Origin of the sequence: Parabacteroides gordonii MS-1 = DSM 23371 (genome assembly GCF_000969825.1) — a bacterium.
Taxonomy (GTDB): domain Bacteria; phylum Bacteroidota; class Bacteroidia; order Bacteroidales; family Tannerellaceae; genus Parabacteroides; species Parabacteroides gordonii.
Genome location: NZ_KQ033919.1, coordinates 3,727,352 through 3,745,660 on the forward strand (window position 1 = coordinate 3,727,352; position 18,309 = coordinate 3,745,660).

An 18,309-nucleotide genomic window follows, 5' to 3' on the forward strand; every position below is an offset into this window, starting at 1 on the left:
ATTATTTTAAATTGTAAGATATGTGTAGAAAGACCTGTTCCCGGGGACTTTTTTATTGGGTACTGATGAGTTCTTTTTTTCTTTCATGTGGTGGAAATAAAGAACAACTATCAGATGAAGTAGCAGATATTGTAGGTAAACATACCGTGCATTTTACCGCTCCGCCACGGCGTATTCCTGCCCGCTCCTCAGTGGACGCTCCTCTAATGGGGAACGGATATACCGGAGTGACTATTGCCGGAGAACCGGAGGCACAGACTTTTTATCTGGCCCGGAATGATTTCTGGCGTCTGAAATCTGCGCTGGACGAATCGTATCCCTGTGTCCTGGGAAAGGTCGAATTATCTGTCCCGGCTTTAAAAGGAGCAGGTTATCAGGTGGAACAATCGCTTTATGATGCCATTACGACCGGCTGTTTCACACAACCCGGTTATACTGTCCGCTATAAAACTTATGTCGGTGCCTCAGATGATTTACTCGTTTTAGAACTGACTTTGGAAGGGGATACTACCCTTCAGGGACAGGTCAACTTATCTCTTCTCGGGGAAAAGGAAATGCTGAATAAACCGCCTTTGGAGCGTGTTTTCCCCGACATCAGGAAAGAAGGAGAAACGAGTGAAGGTGTTTACTACATATCTCGCGCTTTCGAAGACTCGGTCGATATACAGACATGTGCTGCGGTTGCTATGGATGTAAAGGAAAGCCGGGATAATACGTTTACGCTGAAAAACGGTCAGCCGGTACATATTGTTTGCGCCTTTTCCAGTAATTTTAAAAGTGAAAATTGTCAGGCAGAGGTACTTCGCACAATATCGGGCTGTTCCCTTAAAAGTTTAGAGCAAGCGGAACAGCGGCATAAGGATTGGTGGCATACTTATTGGGAGAAATCTTATGTCAGTATTCCCGATAGTATAATAGAAAAGCAATATTATGTTTCTCTCTATGGCACGGGTTCTTGTAGTCGTGACGAACTTTTTCCTCCTTCTATTTTTGGAACCTGGATTACACAGGAATGGCCTTTCTGGAATGGAGACTATCATTTGAATTATAACCATATGGCTCCTTATTATGCACTTTTTCAGGCAAACCGGTTAGAACAGGCTGTCCCCTATATCCAATCGATGTTAGCTCAGATACCGCGTGGTAATTATTACTCAGAAAAAGTTACAGGTATCCCCGGCGGTATTTTACTTCCTGTAGGGGCCGGACCATTGGGGATTGAAACGACTCGTCGTTCTCTTTTTATGGATACTTATTTTAAAGGCTGGATCGACCACGGTGAAGTTGAAGATGAGGGATTCTTTATGGGACAGAAAAGTAATTCGGCTTACGCTGTCATAAATATGGCGATGTATTTTTATCATACCTGGGATAAAGAAATTGCTAATGAACTTTATCCGTTTGTCAAAGGAGTTGCTACCTTCTGGGAGAACTATCTGCAGAAAGAAGGAGATCGCTATGTCATCTATAATGATGCAATCCATGAAGGAACAATCGGAACAAAAAATCCGATCTTGTCTCTTGGACTCGTTCGTCTGGTGATGAACACGGCTATCGATATGAGTGACTTCCTGCAAATAGATATGGATCGTCAGGCAAAGTGGCGTGATGTTTATGAGCATCTTTCCGATTACTCCTATCAGGAACGGAATGGAAAGACAGTCTTTCGCTATACAGAGAACGGAGTAGATTGGTGGGGAGATAATACGTTAGGTATTCAGCATATTTATCCGGCCGGCCAGATCGGTCTTGCCAGTGATTCGTCTTTATTGCAGATAGCCCATAACACAATTACGGAAATGCAACGCTGGATAGACTTCAATGGTAGCAACAGTTTCTTTCCGGCAGCCGTCCGGATTGGATATGATCCGGATAGTATTCTGGCTCATCTGAATGAATACTCCCGTCATACTTATCCGAATGGATTTCAATTTCAAAATCCGCATGGTATCGAGAACTGGAGTACAGTACCCAATACTATCAATCAAATGTTATGCATGGGGAACCAGAATATTATACGAGTCTTTGCTGTTTGGCCGAAAGATAAAGATGCTAAATTCTATCATCTGAGGACAGAAGGTGCCTTTCTGGTCTCTTCCGAGTTGAAGGACGGAGTGATACCATCGGTTACAATCGAAAGCGAACAAGGGCGAAAATTGTGTTTGCAGAATCCCTGGCCATTAATGAATGTCTTGGTCGATAGCAATGGAAAACAAACGGAGATGTCCGGAGAATATCTGGAGATTTCAACGACTCCGGGGACAATTTATCGGTTTACTCCCCGAAAGGAGCAATAATAATCCACGAAATAAGCAGCTATTTGCTATTTTTAATAGGAGTAGCTGCTTCTATATTTGTGTGATTAAATCAGTGTAATAGTTTATAATATTCAAACCATGAAAAAAGTACTATGCTTAATCTCGATATTCTGTTTATGTGGAAATGTTTTATCTGCTAAAGAATACCATGTCTCAGTAAAAGGAAGTGATGCTGATAACGGAGATATTTCTTCTCCATTCAAAACGATCAATAGGGCTGCCCAGCAAGCTTTGCCGGGAGATACGGTTACAGTACATGATGGGACTTACCGTGAATGGGTAAATCCGTTGAGTGGAGGGGAACGGGAAGGTAAACGTATCCTGTATCGAGTAGCTGAAGGTGAAAAAGCGGAGATTAAAGGCTCTGAGTTAGTCACAAACTGGAAAAAAGAAAAGAAAGCGAAAGGGGTATGGAAGGTGATATTGCCTAACTCATTCTTTGGTAATTACAATCCGTTTAATGACCGTTTGTATGGCGACTGGCTTTGGTCTGAACGGATTCATCATACGGGAGATGTGTATTTGAACGATGTTTCGCTTTATGAAGAATTCAGTCTGGATAAGGTGTTTGCACCGGATACGCTCCGTACGATTCGTGATCCACAGGGCTGTACGAATGTATGGTTTGCAGAAGTAGATGCGGATAATACAACCATTTATGCGAATTTTGGTACTGTCGATCCGAATAAGGAAACGGTAGAGGTTTCAGTTCGTCCCACTTGTTTTTATCCGACACGCGAGGGATTGGATTATATCACGATTCGCGGTTTTCACGTTAGTCAAGCTGCCACACAGTGGGCTGCTCCTACAGCCGAGCAGGTTGGTATGATCGCTACTCATTGGTGTAAAGGATGGATTATTGAGAATAATGTCATTAAGAATTCCCGTGCCAACGGTATTACTTTAGGTAAAGAGAGAAGCAGTGGGCATAATCTGGAATGTAACGACAAACGCCTCGATGGTACATTACATTATGTAGAAGTTATATTTAACACTCTACGTCGTGGATGGAGTAAGGACAATGTAGGATCTCATATCGTTCGGAATAACATCATTTCTGATTGTGAGCAAACCGGTATCTGTGGTAGTATGGGGGCAGCGTTCAGCGAAATTTACGGAAATCATATCTACAATATTCTGGTAAAGCAACAATTTGGCGGAGCCGAAATGGCGGGTATCAAATTGCATGGTGCTATAGATACTTATATTCATCATAACCGGATTCATAAAACCGGACAGTATGGAATCTGGTTGGATTGGATGGCGCAAGGTGCACGGGTATCATCCAATCTGTTATACAATAATCTGATACAGGATTTGTTTTTCGAAGTGTCTCATGGACCTTATGTAGTAGATAACAACATCTCTCTTTCACCTCGCACAATACAGGAAAACACAGATGGTGGAGCATACTTGCATAATCTCTTTTCAGGGGACATCAACCGTTTGGACGACCAACGTTACACTCCATATCATTTGAACCATTCAACCGAGGTGAAAGGGATACGGACTATTACAGAAGGTGACCATCGTTTCTTTAATAATATCTTTATTGGAGGTGACAACAGTAAGTTAAAATATGGTATGATCGTATTTGATGTGTCACAACGTCCTATTTATGCAGAGAATAATCTGTTCCTGAACGGTTCTCTTCCGATGACGAATAAGACGCAGGATTGGGTGGAGAAAACAGTCAACCCCAAATTAAGAGTAGAGGAAACCCCTGAAGGTGAGGTGTATCTGGTAAGCGACATCAGTTTGCAGGAGTTATCTTCTTTTAAAGGAAAGAGTATAGATGCGGATCGTCTTGGTATTACGCAGTTGACAGGATTCCCGTTTGAGAACCCTGATGGAACTCCCTTCAAGTTAGAGAAAGACTTTTTCGGCAATGACCGTTCTGCCTCTCCGATTGTGGGACCGATAGAAAATGTACCTTCTTCTAAACGAATAAAAGTATGGCCTAATCTAAAATAATAATTTATGTGTTGCTCGAAACCAATTTTACCTAATGACTGGATGGCTTATATCTAGCAATGAGTCTAATAGTAAATTAAAGATTGATGCCATGAAACGAAAATGGGTTGTTTTTTTAGGTGGTGTATTGTGTCAGGCTGTTTTGCTGGCACAAACATCTTATCAGACAAAAGTGATCAAGCCGGAATCTCGTCCGTGGGGCCCTTATCTCTGGCCTCATGAAATCCCGGAGACGCCGCCTGTCGGGCAATCTTCAGATTTGGTGGCTGCAGAGTTTAAAGGACAGTCCGTAAGTTATACGGCAGCGGATACCTGGTATCCTTCATGGGCTTCGAACGATACGTTGTATTCGCCTTTTACAGATGGTACGTGGGGTATATGGAAACTGGTCTTTTCTGCGACGGGGCCGAAGGCTATGACCGGTCAGGCCAAAATCGTAGGGAATGACCCGTTAAATTTGAAAGTAATCCCATTGGGAGCCACGACCGGTTCGGCGGCTCCTTATGGCGGACGCTATCCGTGTGGCAGTTTGGTGCACAATGGCATTTGGTATTATGGAACTTATTGCCTGGATGGATACCCCAGCGGATATAACTGGGGTACTTTAGGCCCGTTTGTCGGTTTCCGGATCTCTAAAGATTACGGACTGACATGGGAAGATACTCCTGTAGAATTTGTAATATAGATTAATTCCATGAAAACACAAGAAAATAAGAGTAAGGTATATCAACTGATTCATCTGAGGTAAATGATATATTTATATAAATAGAACGATTATGAAAGAAATGACATCTTTACAGCGTTGTATGGCTGTTCTGAATGGAGAAGTACCTGATATGCTTCCTGTGATACCTCAAAGTTTTATGTATGCTGTCGAAACAGCCGGGTTGAAAATCAGCGATGTGAACAAGAACGGACGGAAGATGGCACAGGCACATATCTTGTCTCAGGAAAAATATGGATACGACGGTTGTGTGATCGATTTCGATGATGCCTCGATTGCCGAAGCGATCGGAGCGAAGGTGATTTTCCGGGAAGATGAACCGGCAACGGTCGATGAAGAACAACCTGTGCTGAAGAACTTGCGTGATATTTACGATTTGTCTTTGCCGGATCCATTAAAGTCAGGGCGTCTGAACGAATGGCTTGAAGCCACTCGCACCTTGGTCGATGCTATCGGCGATCATGTCTTTATCATGGGACGTGCCGATCAAGGACCATTCAGTATTGCTTGTATGTTAAGGGGCACTACTCAATTTATGATGGACCTGCTGACGGAAGATCCTAAATTAATAGCCGATGTGATCGAGTATTGCCGGCAGGCAAGTGTCCTTTTTGCCAAAGCTCAGAAAGATGCCGGAGCCCATGCCACCTCTATTGGTGATGCTCTGGCTGGTCCGAACCTGATTTCGCCGGATATGTATCGTCAGTTTGCTCTGGAACCCGAAAAGAAAATGACGGAGGAGGTGCAGTCCTACGGAATACCTTTGTCCCTTCATATCTGTGGTAATACGAATGCCATCATCGGGGATATGGGAAAGACCGGAGCACGGATTCTGGAAGTCGACTGGAAGCTTGATATGGAAGAGGCACGTAAACTTGTCCCGATGGAGACAATCCTGATGGGGAATGTCGATCCCAGCTTCCCGCTGGTACATGGCACGCCGGCTGAAGTGGATGCCGCAGTAAAGAAACTGGTGGAAGCTACGGGAGGTAGAAGCCATATTATCAGTTCCGGGTGTGCTATGGGAAGAAACACGCCTGCGGAGAACTTTGAAGCCTTTATTGCAGCTGCCCGTAAATACGGATCTTATGAGGAAATTATGCGTTTACAGAATCAATAGGTGAAGAGATGATAGAAACATATTATCACGATAAGGAAGGATATAATCCGTTTCTTATCAGGGAAGGGTGGCAGGTTGCCCAATTGAATCATGTGGCAAAACACGGTTTGGCAGATATCGACCAGATCGAAGTTCACCGGGCTACGGATGAAGTCTTTATTCTGTTTAAAGGGGAGGCTGTATTGATAGCGGCAAAACCTGACGATAAAGATGTTCATTTTGAATGTGTAAAAATGAAGCCGGGAGTCACTTATAATATTCCGGCAGGAACCTGGCACAATATCGCTATGGATCCGGAGGTTGAAATCATTATTGTTGAAAAATCGGATACTCATAAACAGGATTGTGCCTATTTGGATTTGACTCCTTTGCAAAGGAATCGTTTGTATGCAATAATTGAAGACGTATTAAAGTAACCACGATGAAAAAAGGAATTGTACTCACTGTTTTATGTGTTTTGTCGTCCTTATCTGTTAAGGCGCAACTACTGAACGATACTTATTCATGTGACAATGAATCATATGGACTTTTGAAGAATTTGTCGGATTCGCCGTTAAGCCGGGGAAATATTTATGTGTTCACCACGACGCACCAGGATCTGGCCTGGCTGAACCATCTTGATGCCTGTATAGCAGACCGGGATACGCTTTGGCTTACTCCGTTTCTGAAACGTCTGGCCGATGATCCCAATTTCAGGATGGATATAGAGCAAACATCTATTCTGAAAGAATATATTCATCGTCATCCGGAGACACAGCCCTTGTTTGCTAAATATATGAAAGAAGGGCGCATTTGTGTGGGAGGTACTTTTATTCAGCCTTATGAAGAAATGTATTCGGGAGAATCATTGGCCCGGCAGTTTTACCTTGGAAGTCGTTGGTTGAAAAAGAATTTTGACGGTTATGCTCCGTTGTCCTATTTTAATGTAGATGTACCGGGGCGCACGTTGCAAATGCCGCAGATAATGAAGAAGGCAGGTATCGACAACCTGATTATCAGTCGTCACGAAAGAGGGTTGTTCTACTGGCAGTCACCCGACGGTTCGAAAGTCAGGACATATACGCCGGGACATTATATTTATTTTTACAATGTATTGGGAAAAGAAGATACAGCGGCTATTAAAGAAATCGGTAAGGAATCCATCTTATGGTATACTAAATATAACGATGTGAAAAAGGTGCCGACCGTGATGCCGGCCATGTTGAATTACGAGTTGTCGTGGGATAGGAAGCCGGTTGAAAATTGTCCTGTATTGATGGATAAATGGAATCGGATTCGTTATATAAAAAATGAAGAAACCGGTAAAAAGACAAAAGTATCTTTGCCTTCATTTAAATATGCAACGGCGGACGATTTCTTCAAGACGTTGGATCATTCTACTTCTGCGTTGCCGGTTGTTCAGGGAGAGCGTCCGAATGTCTGGTTATATATTCATGGACCTTCGCATGAAAAAGCGTTGACTGCCAGCCGTGCCGGTGATGTCTTATTACCCGATGCAGAGAAAATGTCATCTTATTCGGCGATGGTTCGCGGCTCATTTGAACGGTATCCGTCCCGGGAATTGGAGGAAGCCTGGGAGGCTAAAATCTATCCGGATCATGGATGGGGCGGCAACGGAGGAGTTATGACGGACAATACTTTTCTTCGAAAATATGAATTCGCTTTGTCACGAGCTGAACAGATCGTAGATCAGCAAGCTTTTTATCTGGCCTCTTCTGTGAAGACTTCTAATGAAAAAGGGAATCCGATCGTTGTCTTTAATAATTTGTCTTTCGGCAGAACTGCTCCCGTGCAGGTCGATGTTGCTTTTCAGCCGGGATATGCCCGGTATTTGCAGCTGAAGGATAGTCATGGGAAAAATATAGCATCTCAATTGTCCGATGTTTGCTATTATAGCGATGGTTCCATCAAGAAGGCTCGTCTTACCTTTACTGCCGCTGATATGCCCTCAATGGGATTGAAAACCTATTATCTGAATCCGGCGGGAATGGAAAAACTGACGGAAGCACGGAAAACGACCTTGGTGGAGAATTTCTATTATTCAATCGAGCTGGTAGATGGCGGCATCCGGCAGATTTACGACAAAGCAACCGGATGTCCTTTATTGAATACGGAGAAATTTTTAGGTGGTGAAGTGATAACCATGCATTCTTACGGCAACGGAGCCGGTGAGTTCGATGCCGTACAACAGCCGGATATGGAAGGATTCGATAAGACATCCAACCATGCCGTTGCCTGGGAACTGGTAGAGAATGGTCCGGTTTTTACCTCTTATAAGATGCGTACTCCGATCCGTAATGCCGTGATTGAACAGACCTTACGGGTTTATCATCAGGTTAAGAAGATTGATATGGATGTTGATCTGCTGAACTGGGAGGGTGTCATGTTTCGTGAATATCGTTTGATGTGGCCTGTCGCTTTCAAACAATCGGCCGTTTCTTACGAAGTACCTTTCGGTGCGTTGACTGTCGGAAAAGACGAGTTACCGGGAGCTGCCGGCGAACGTTATTATGTGGAAAACAGCAAACAGCATCCGCGTGGTATTGGCAACTGGTTAAGTGCAGCGGGAGAAAACTGTGCGCTAACTTTATCCTCTTCCGTGGCTGTTGCCGATTATATCGATCCGACTAACGATCCGGTCGACTATCCGGTTTTGCAACCGATCTTATTGGCTTCCCGAAGAAGTTGCCATGATAAAGGAAATGATTTTTTCCAACCGGGAGACCATTCTTATCATTTCTCGTTAACTTCGCATCCGGCAGGCGATAAGGCCAGGGAAGAATTCGGAGTTTCTGCCAATACTCCTCTGGTCGCCGTTTACAATCCGGAGCGTTTCCAAAAGGCTTCTTTGCCGGAGGAATATTCTTTCGTATTCGTAAACAATCCGAATGTGAAAATCACGGCACTGAAAAAATGCGAGGATGACAATAGCCTGATTATTCGTATGTATAATTGTTCGGCTAATGAAGAAAAAGTAGGTTTACAAATGGGCGTGCAACCTAAAGCTGTAATCCGTACGAATCTGATTGAAGAGGAACTGGAGCCGGTTCAAGATATCACTCTAGGAAAATACGCAATTGAAACTTATAAGGTGAAATTCTGATAGGATCTTAAAGATACCCCAAAGACTTTTGCTCTTAATTTTTATATTAGAAGACATGAAGAACTCTTATTCGAAAAGTAAATTGATTGTTGCATTGTTTGTCTTTTTTGTATCTTTTCCGGAGGGGCATGCAGTTGCTGCTGCACAGGCTTCGTGGCTCCCGGAAATAAAGAATGAGAATAAATGTATCCGTTTATTGGAGTGTACATATAATGAAGCAGAATTGAAACAAAGTAGAGAGATAAGTGCAACTGCAGGTTGGGATGTCCGTATGGAACAAACTGTTGTAAATGAGGGAAAAACATATACTTTCACCTTTACCGCCAAACGGGATATGAAAGATGCCGGAGTGGCAGTGGCTTTTGATCAATACGGTTGGACGAGCGATAATTACGTTATGATTCCTTCCTCCGTATATAACGGAAACCGGCAGCGTATTGTCAACCGTGAATATGCAACCGGACTGGACAAAACGGACTATCGCCGGAAAGACCTGGCATTGACCTCAAACCCTATCCCTCAATTATCCCCTGAGTATGGAGCCAATTCCCGTCTGGAGGTGAATGTAAGTAATACGGCCACTCCGGCTATCACTATCCTGGACCGGGCGAAACAAAAAGGTACATTCCTGTTGACCGACCAGGGAATCGATTGGAATAACCAGGTTCTGGATCATGCCCTGATTGTGGAGGAAACTCCTGACAGAAGTGTGGCTTCATTTATAATCAGTGCCCCGGGAGTACGTGAACGCAAACCCGAATTTATCGGTTTCAGTAAAAGCCCCGATCGGGGGATACAGGTAGAAAAAGGCGATCAGATCGTTATCCGGGTAACGGAAGTCATTTTTCCCTGTAAAGATGTTCCCGAACTGTTGGCCCGTTTTATGAAAGAACGTAAGTCGCATATCCAGGGAGAAGCCCCCCGTAACCTGATGCCGATGAGTGAAGTATTGACCCGCATGGTGAAGAATATCGATGACCGCTATTATATTGGTGACCAATGGCAATACTATTGTCCGGAGAATGCCAATTGGATGTCGTATGGCTGGATCGGTGGTTTGATGAATACCTATCCGATACTGGCTCTGGGTGATGCGGAGCATTTGCAGAAAGTAAAGAATACATTCGATTTCGCCTTGCCGCGTGCCAAAGGGAAAAGCGGTTATTATTATGATGTGCTGGGAGCGGACGGAAAAGTCCTTTACCGGGATGCCGCAGCCAATAATCCGGGAGTCGGACTGACCCGCAAGAACGGGGATATCCTATACTGGATGGTTAAACAGTTTATGCTGCTGAAAACGCAGGGTAAGGCAAATGCTATTGATCCGGAATGGGAAACCAATGTGCGTTTGTTGGCGGATGCCTTTGTCAATACCTGGAAAAAACATGAGACATGGGGTAATTACCTGGACGTAGAATCCGGCGATATTGCCGTTTACAATACGACAAGTGGTGCTATGGCAGTAGCAGGCCTGGCCTTATCCTCTGTTTATTTTGACAATCCGCTTTATCTGCAAGTTGCGCAGGAAGCAGCAATCGATTATTATGCAAACTTTGCCTTGGTCGGGTTTACTTCGGGCGGTTGCGGGGATATTCTTCAGAATGCCGATTCGGAAACGGTTATTGCTCTGACAACTTCCCTTATGACCCTTTATGAAGTGACAGGAGCAGATGAATATCTGAAACGATCGGCTGACCTGGCTAACTTGTGTGCCACATGGACAGTCTCTTTCCCTTACCGTTTACCGGAAAATACTCCGTTGGCAAAGTTGGGAGCTAACCTGACCGGAGCCGTATGGGCCAGCACGCAGAATAAACATGGTGCTCCCGGTTTCTGTACCCAGTCCGGTGATGCCCTGTTCAAGCTATATCGTTCGACCGGTGATGTTTCGTATGCCGAACTGCTACGTGATGTAATCCATGCGCATGCCGAAGGTATTCAGCCGAATGGAAAAATTACGGAGCGACTGACCTATTGTGACGCCGATAGCCGTGGCTCACGTGGCGATGGCGGTCAGACAGGCTGGAACGAGACAAACGGTGCACTGATGGCCTTGGAAATTCCCGGGATTTATGTCCGTACCGACCTTGGTTCGTTGTATATCTTCGACCATGTAGAGGCAAAGGTTGTGAAGCACGGCAACAAGCAGATGGTCATACAAATAACTAACCCTACCGTCTATGACGCCACTGTGACGATCTTTGCCGAGAATGCCGAACAGGCTTTCCTGCCCCTGGGGGATAACGCTTTCCTGCAATGGAAAGATAAGGTGACGGTGAAAGCAGGCAAGACGGTGAACTATAAATTGAAAACAAATTAATTAAAATAATTATGTATAAGAAAAGTTTCTCTTTCCTGACTGCATCTATGATCCTATTCAGCTGTACGACCGAAAAGACATGGGATTTCCAGACCGACTACTTCAGTATCGGTATTAACAACAAGGGATATATCACAAGTATGAAGAATACGACTGTGTCTCCGAACCGTGAGTTCAGTCCTGCCGATAAGCCCTCTCCGCTGATGTCGTTGTACGATAGTGAAAAGAATGTGTATTATACTCCTCAAAAGGCTACTTATAATGCAGACACAGATTGTTTTACTCTCGAATACCCGAACGGTTCGGTGGCAACCGTAGCCTTACAACCTACCGGTAAATATTTCAGACTGACCTTAAACAGCCTGGAACCCCGAAACGGTATAGACGGCATTCAATGGGGCTCCTATTATACCAATATCACCAATCTTTTAGGTGAAATAATAGGTGTTGCCCGTGATACCAGCGATGTGGTCAATTATAGTATCGGTATGCTTGCCCTGGATGATAATACGCTGGGCGGGACATCCGATCTCGAAGGAGATGCAGCGCCGTTTCAATATATAATCCATACGCCTGATGCCAAACGTTTTCCTTTGCCGGATCATTTGCATGAAGGACAGGTGTTTTCTCTGGGTGGTGACGGAGTTAGCGATGTAGCTTTCTATGCCAATAAAGAACCCTATTACCGTATTATGTACGGTAATGCTGCTATGGTAGACAGCCTGGGACGTATCTTTCTGAATTATCATTCGCGCGACCGTGCGAAAAAGAGACAGGTATTTTATTCTCTTATCCCGAATATGCCGGCTAATATTCCTAATCATATAGATGTGGAACCCATACCGGGTGTCAATTTTATAGGTTCTTCCGTTGCCCTTTGGGGGAGTCCTGACAGTACGGCCCTGATGGATGTGATACAGAATATCGTTCTGTCGGAAGGTTTGCCTTATCCTACCGTAAACGGTAAATGGATAAAAGATCCGGCCGCCTATTCGCCCGATGTAATGACCAGCGGAAACCAGTACGACAGTATCATTTCCTATACGGCAAAGTTAGGTTTTCCGGCTATCCATGCCTACGACCAGGGTTTCCTGCGTCCCGATCGTGCCAATGAAGGTTATCTGGACGGAAGGAATCAGGAAAAGAAACCTTTCCGTTTCAATTCGGGTAACAAATCCCACCGTGAATTTGCCGACATGGCGGCAGAGAAAGGTATCATGTTAGGACGTGTCAATATAACAAACTCGCTGGCACCGGGTACGATGGATGCCAGCCCTTTCCCGAGCGACAGCTTGTGTTACCAGCAGAAACGCTTATTGATGAAAGATCTCTCTCCCGAAGATACCGTTATTATCGTGGACGATCCTGCTTATCTGGAAGAAATAGCCAGTTGGGAAGGACATTGTAAAGATTTGAATATGGTAAAGATAGGCGGTGAATTGATCCATTACCTGGGTGTATCTGAAACAGCTCCTTATACCTTGAAGAATGTAACCAGGGGATATTGGGGAACTAAACCGGCTGCGCATAAGGCTAATGATACAGTCTACAAATTACAGGTGACCATCAATTACGGCTACGAAGGTATCATCCCGAATCTGGCCCTTCAGGATAAGATTGCTGAATATTATGCCGATGTTGCTTATCATTGTGGAGTGACCCTGTATGACTTTGACGGGCAGGAATTTCTGTTCAATAATGGTCACGGGTACTATTCGGCTAAACGTTTCTTCCGGAAAATGTTCGAACGGGCAAAAGAGTTGGGAGTTCCCTATATCCGTTTTTCCGGTGCTACCTTGTCGGAAGGTTCATGGCATTACCAGAGTGTATGGAATGTAGGAGGCGGCCGTAACCTCTATGACATCGATACCCGCGAATGGGGAAGTGCTACCAGTCAGGGAAAAGACTTGCGCGATGTCACTTATTCCAATTACTACCCGGTTTCTTTCGGAGGAAACTTTGCCATAAAGGACACCTCTACCGTCGAACAATATGAGCATGTACAAGCCATATCGGTTGGCTACGGAGCTACTTACTTTTTGGCTATCAACCAGAAAGACGTGGAAAGTTGTCCGCAGAAAGAACAGATATTCCAGGCAATCCGTACCTGGGAGGATGCCCGCCATGCCGACGCTTTCCCCCGTGAGATCAAGAAACTGTTGCGTGACCCGTCTTACGACTGGCGGTTGGAAGCAAAAGAAGATGGTAACAGCTGGATACTACATAGGCTTGTCGACGGAAAGATAGTAGAATCATATCCGCTGCACCGGGCCGCAGGCTATTAGAAGTAATACTACTGTGCTAAGTATGGTAGCACTATTGTGTCAGATGTGGTAACACTACTGTGCCATAACTACTAACACAGTAGTGCTATTGTATTTAGCACAGTAGTTTTATTTTCTTTGAAATAGATATTGTTGTGTATACAGTAAATATAGACTAAATTCTTGTTTATATAATTGATAGTCTGTATATTTGCGCTCATAGATACTTGGAAAACATAATAATAAGACTTAATTTATACAAGAAGTATGAAAAGTTTATTGCTAACCTTTATGATTGCTCCTTTATTGATCAGTTGTCAGGGTTCCTATCCGATCAAAGCAAAGATCTCCCAGTCTCCTAAAACTTTTTGTAATCCGGTTAACCTGAATTACCGTTTTATGAAAATAGATGGAGGTGAGGGTATTCGTGAAGCTGCTGACCCTGTTGTTGTTCCCTTCAAAGACAAATTTTACCTGTTTGCATCCAAATCGTCCGGTTATTGGTATTCGGATGATTTTACAGATTGGAAACATGTTTTTATAACCGATTCCGTCCTGCCGATAGAGGATTATGCACCGGGTCTTTTTGTACATAATGACTACCTGTATTATGTCGGCTCCACACATGGAAAAGGGATGCTGTACCGTTCATCCCAGCCCGAAAAAGGTGAGTGGGAGCCTGTGAAGGAAATTTTGTCGTATTGGGATCCTGCCTTTTATGTGGAGGGAGACAACCTGTATATGTATCATGGCTGTTCCCCGGTCGATCCGATCCGTATGCAAGTGCTGGATCTGAATACGTTGGATGCAAGATCCGGGATTATCGACTGTTTTAATAGCGATAAGGAAAACAGGGGCTGGGAACGAACCGGCGAATTGAATGAACTCCCTCGTCGTCCTTATATCGAAGGAGCCTGGATGACAGCCCATCAGGGTAAATATTATTTACAATATGCTGCTCCGGGAACGGAATGGAAATCGTATGCGGACGGAGTATATGTCAGTACCTCGCCTTCAGGCCCTTTTACCTATATGGAAAATAGCCCGGTCTCTTATAAACCGACCGGATTTATAGGAGGAGCCGGACATGGTTGCCTGTTTACCGTCGGTAATGAAAATTACTGGAAAGCGGCAACAAACTCTATCTCTGTCAGGCATATGTTCGAACGGAGGATTTCTTTCTTCCCGGCCGGCTTCGATAAAGACGGTTATATGTTCACAAATACTTACCTGGGAGACTATCCGATGTACTTACCCGGAGGCAAGGAACAAACTTCCGGGATGGATCAACCCGGTTGGATGTTACTTTCTTATAAGAAGACAATAACTGCATCTTCCTCGCTGGATGGTTATCCGGCAGAAAACAGCGTGGATGAGGATTCACGCACATCCTGGGTTGCGAAGTCGAACAACGATACCGAATGGTTACAGGTAGACCTGCAACAACTTTCATCTGTCCATGCCATTCAGGTTAATTTTGATGAATACGGTGCAGATCAGAAAGGATATGTGCCCCGTGTATACCAGAGTTATATAATCTATGCATCGGCCAATGGAGAAGACTGGTCGACAGTGGTGGATTATAGCACAAAGAAGACGGATGCTCCCCACGACTATATAGAATTTGAAGAACCCTTCAAAGCCCGGTACATTAAATTACAGAATAAGGCGTATACCGTATCTTCCAACTTGTCTGTCCGCGATTTGAGAATCTTTGGTAAAGGCCAGGGTAGTAAGCCGCGCCCGGTGAATGAGTTTGATGTACGACGTGATGAAACAGACGGTTGTAAAGCGGTGCTGACATGGAATGAAGTTCCGCATGCACAAGGATATATTGTCCGCTATGGTATCGCTAAAGATAAACTATATTCAAATTTCCAAGTGATGGGAGATACCCGGCTGGAAATCGGTAGTTTAAATAATGGAGTAACTTACTATTTCACGATAGATACTTATAACGAGAATGGCATCACCCGGACCGAGCAGGTGGAGGTATGCCGTTAATACATTTAAGAAACAATAGATCAGAGAAATGAAAAGATTGATTTTTACAGTGATGTTATTACTCCCCTGCTTTTGGCTGGGTGCCCAGTCACAGCGGGAGAAAGAGTTGTTGAATCAGGATTGGCTTTTTGCTAAAGGGCATGCGGCCGATCCGAATAAGGATTTTAATTATGGGCAGGCATTGTCGTTCTCTAAGATTGCCTTTTTACAGGAGTCGACTATGTTGGATGCAGACCAGGAATCACGTTTGGCTATTCCTCATACGCAACGGTTTGACGACAGCAAGTGGGAGAAGATCTCTTTGCCTCATGACTGGGGGATGGCTTTGGGATATAGCCAAGAGCAATTCAAGATGAAAGGATACCGCAAGTTGGGCGGACGTGCACCCGAAAACAGTGTGGGCTGGTATCGGAAACGGTTTACTCCCGAATTGGTAAAAGGGGACCGATATACGCTGGAGTTTGAAGGTATCTTCCGTGATGCACAGGTATGGATGAACGGTGTCTATTTAGGACGCGGTGAGAGCGGTTATGTGCCTTTGGTCTTCGATGTAACGGAATGCCTGAATTATGAAAAGGATGCGGAAAATGTGATCTCCGTCCGTGTAGACGCTACTCATTCCGAATTATGGTCGTACGAAGGTGCCGGTATCTATCGGAATGTATGGTTGACCCGCACGGCTCCCGTGCATATCCCGCAATGGGGGACGTTTGTCACCAGCGAAGTGGATCTGCAAAAGAAGGAAGCCCGTGTGAAGGCACAGATAGAAGTGACGAACCAAAGTGGTAAATCGGTTGATCTTATTGTGCAAAACAGTATAATCGACTGTCAAGGGAAAGAAGTAAACAAGTCTGGTACAACCCTTACCTTACCCTCGTTGGAAACGAAAGAGGTGGAAACATACATGGATGTACGGCAGGTTGACTTATGGTCGTTGAAGACTCCGACGCTTTATACGTTGCATACTGATATTTTGTTGGATGGGGCAGTTGTCGATAGCTACGATACCTCTTTCGGTATCCGTGACATTCGTTTCGATGCCAACGAAGGTTTCTTCCTCAATGGCGAACGAGTACAGATTCAGGGGGTATGCTGCCACCAAGACCATGCCGGTGTGGGGATTGCTGTTCCGGACCAGCTGAATGCGTGGCGAATCGCCCGTCTGAAAGAGTATGGAGTAAATGCATACCGCGCCTCCCATAATCCTCCGACGGAATCTGTCTTGAATGCTTGCGACACGCTGGGTATGCTGGTCATGGATGAACTGCGTGTATTGAGCTCCAGTGATGAAGGTCTGAGCCAGCTGAAGACAATCATTCGCCGCGACAGGAATCATCCGTCTGTTATCATTTGGTGTTTGGGAAACGAAGAGCCTGCCATACAGGGAACAGAGAAGGGGCGTATGATTGTTGAGCGCATGAAAGCCGTCCAGCGCAAACTGGATCCTACTCGTCCGTGTACGGCAGCCATGAACGGTAGTTGGGGGGAAGGTTTTACCTATGCCGTAGATGTACAAGGTTCTAATTATTATAAAATAGGCAATATCGATGCCGTACATGAAAAGTTTCCGAACCTACCTTGTATCTTCACCGAAGAGGCAAGTACGGTGATGACGCGTGGTATTTATGAGACTGATGCAAAGAAAGGTTTCCACCAGGCTTACGACCGTGATGTTCCGGGATGGGGAGCACGTGCACAAGAATGGATGCGTTATGTCGATGCACGCAAGTTTGTTGCCGGTGCTTTCGTATGGACCGGGTTCGATTATGGAGGCGAGGCGCAGTTGCATTTCTGGCCGGGTGTAGTTTCTCATTTCGGAATATTAGACTATTGCGGTTTCCCGAAAGATGCATTCTGGTATTACAAGGCTTGGTGGACGGAAGAACCGGTGTTGCACGTGCTTCCGCATTGGAATGGAATCGGTACGGATTCGGTCGATGTACATCTGTATACCAATATGGATGAGGTGGAATTGTTCCTGAATGGTAAAAGCCTGGGCAAAAAGACGGTTGAAAAGTTTGATATTCCTGCTTGGCGTGTTAAATATACCTCGGGTAAGCTGTTGGCCAAAGGGAAGAAGAACGGAAAGAAATACACCGAGTTGGTGGAAACTACCGGAAAGCCGGCTTCTCTGCAACTGGTCAGTGAAAACGGTTCTTCTATCCAAGGTGATGGTAACGACGTGGCAATCATAACCGTTAAAGTATTGGATGCCAAAGGACGTGTAGTGCCTACTGCTGAAAACGGAATTCACTTCGATGTCCGTAACGGCAAAATTCTGGGAGTGGGTAATGGTAATCCTTGTAGTCAGGAACCGGATGTCTTCCCTGCCGGCAGCGATGTACACCGGAATGCTTTTAACGGCTATGTCCAGGTACTTGTCACCAGTGACTGTTCCGGACAACCTATCGAATTGACTGCTGTATCGGATGGGTTGAAAGAGAGCAAGATTATTGTAGAAGTAACCAAATAAAATAGGCAA

General features: G+C 44.8%; 10 protein-coding genes. All 10 read left to right on the top strand.

Features of this window, described 5'->3' with window-relative positions:
• Window positions 1-20 precede the first annotated feature (20 nt).
• The 10 genes from HMPREF1536_RS14110 to galA all read left to right on the top strand — a co-directional run bounded on the left by HMPREF1536_RS14110 (window position 21) and on the right by galA (window position 18,300).
• The gene (locus HMPREF1536_RS14110) at window positions 21-2,297 is read left to right on the top strand and encodes a glycosyl hydrolase family 95 catalytic domain-containing protein (protein ID WP_052349908.1); all 2,277 of its coding nucleotides are present in this window, start codon (window positions 21-23) and stop codon (window positions 2,295-2,297) included.
• A gap of 99 nt (window positions 2,298-2,396) precedes the next feature.
• Entirely contained in the window at window positions 2,397-4,292 is a 1,896-nt protein-coding gene (locus tag HMPREF1536_RS14115) for a right-handed parallel beta-helix repeat-containing protein (RefSeq protein ID WP_052349909.1), read from the top strand.
• A 91-nt stretch (window positions 4,293-4,383) separates the two neighbouring features.
• A complete protein-coding gene (locus HMPREF1536_RS14120) occupies window positions 4,384-4,977 on the top strand; it encodes a hypothetical protein (protein ID WP_147337509.1) in 594 nt (197 codons plus the stop codon).
• Window positions 4,978-5,068: 91 nt separating this feature from the next.
• Window positions 5,069-6,136 carry a uroporphyrinogen decarboxylase family protein gene (locus HMPREF1536_RS14125; RefSeq protein WP_028729561.1) on the top strand — a complete coding sequence of 356 codons (1,068 nt, stop codon included), beginning with the start codon at window positions 5,069-5,071 and terminating at the stop codon, window positions 6,134-6,136.
• An 8-nt stretch (window positions 6,137-6,144) separates the two neighbouring features.
• On the top strand, window positions 6,145-6,552 hold the full coding sequence (locus HMPREF1536_RS14130) for a cupin domain-containing protein (protein WP_028729562.1): 408 nt from the start codon (window positions 6,145-6,147) through the stop codon (window positions 6,550-6,552).
• Between the two features lie 5 nt (window positions 6,553-6,557).
• On the top strand, window positions 6,558-9,239 hold the full coding sequence (locus tag HMPREF1536_RS14135; protein ID WP_028729563.1) for a glycoside hydrolase family 38 N-terminal domain-containing protein: 2,682 nt from the start codon (window positions 6,558-6,560) through the stop codon (window positions 9,237-9,239).
• 55 nt (window positions 9,240-9,294) lie between these two features.
• Entirely contained in the window at window positions 9,295-11,559 is a 2,265-nt protein-coding gene (locus HMPREF1536_RS14140; protein WP_225607932.1) for a hypothetical protein, read from the top strand.
• An 11-nt stretch (window positions 11,560-11,570) separates the two neighbouring features.
• Complete coding sequence (locus tag HMPREF1536_RS14145; RefSeq protein WP_028729564.1) at window positions 11,571-13,844, top strand: hypothetical protein; 2,274 nt, start codon at window positions 11,571-11,573, stop codon at window positions 13,842-13,844.
• A gap of 246 nt (window positions 13,845-14,090) precedes the next feature.
• Window positions 14,091-15,827, top strand: coding sequence for a discoidin domain-containing protein (locus tag HMPREF1536_RS14150; protein ID WP_028729565.1), 1,737 nt, complete (start codon window positions 14,091-14,093; stop codon window positions 15,825-15,827).
• Window positions 15,828-15,855: 28 nt separating this feature from the next.
• Window positions 15,856-18,300, top strand: a complete 2,445-nt coding sequence (gene galA, locus HMPREF1536_RS14155; RefSeq protein WP_028729566.1) for a beta-galactosidase GalA — start codon at window positions 15,856-15,858, stop codon at window positions 18,298-18,300.
• Window positions 18,301-18,309: the final 9 nt, after the last annotated feature.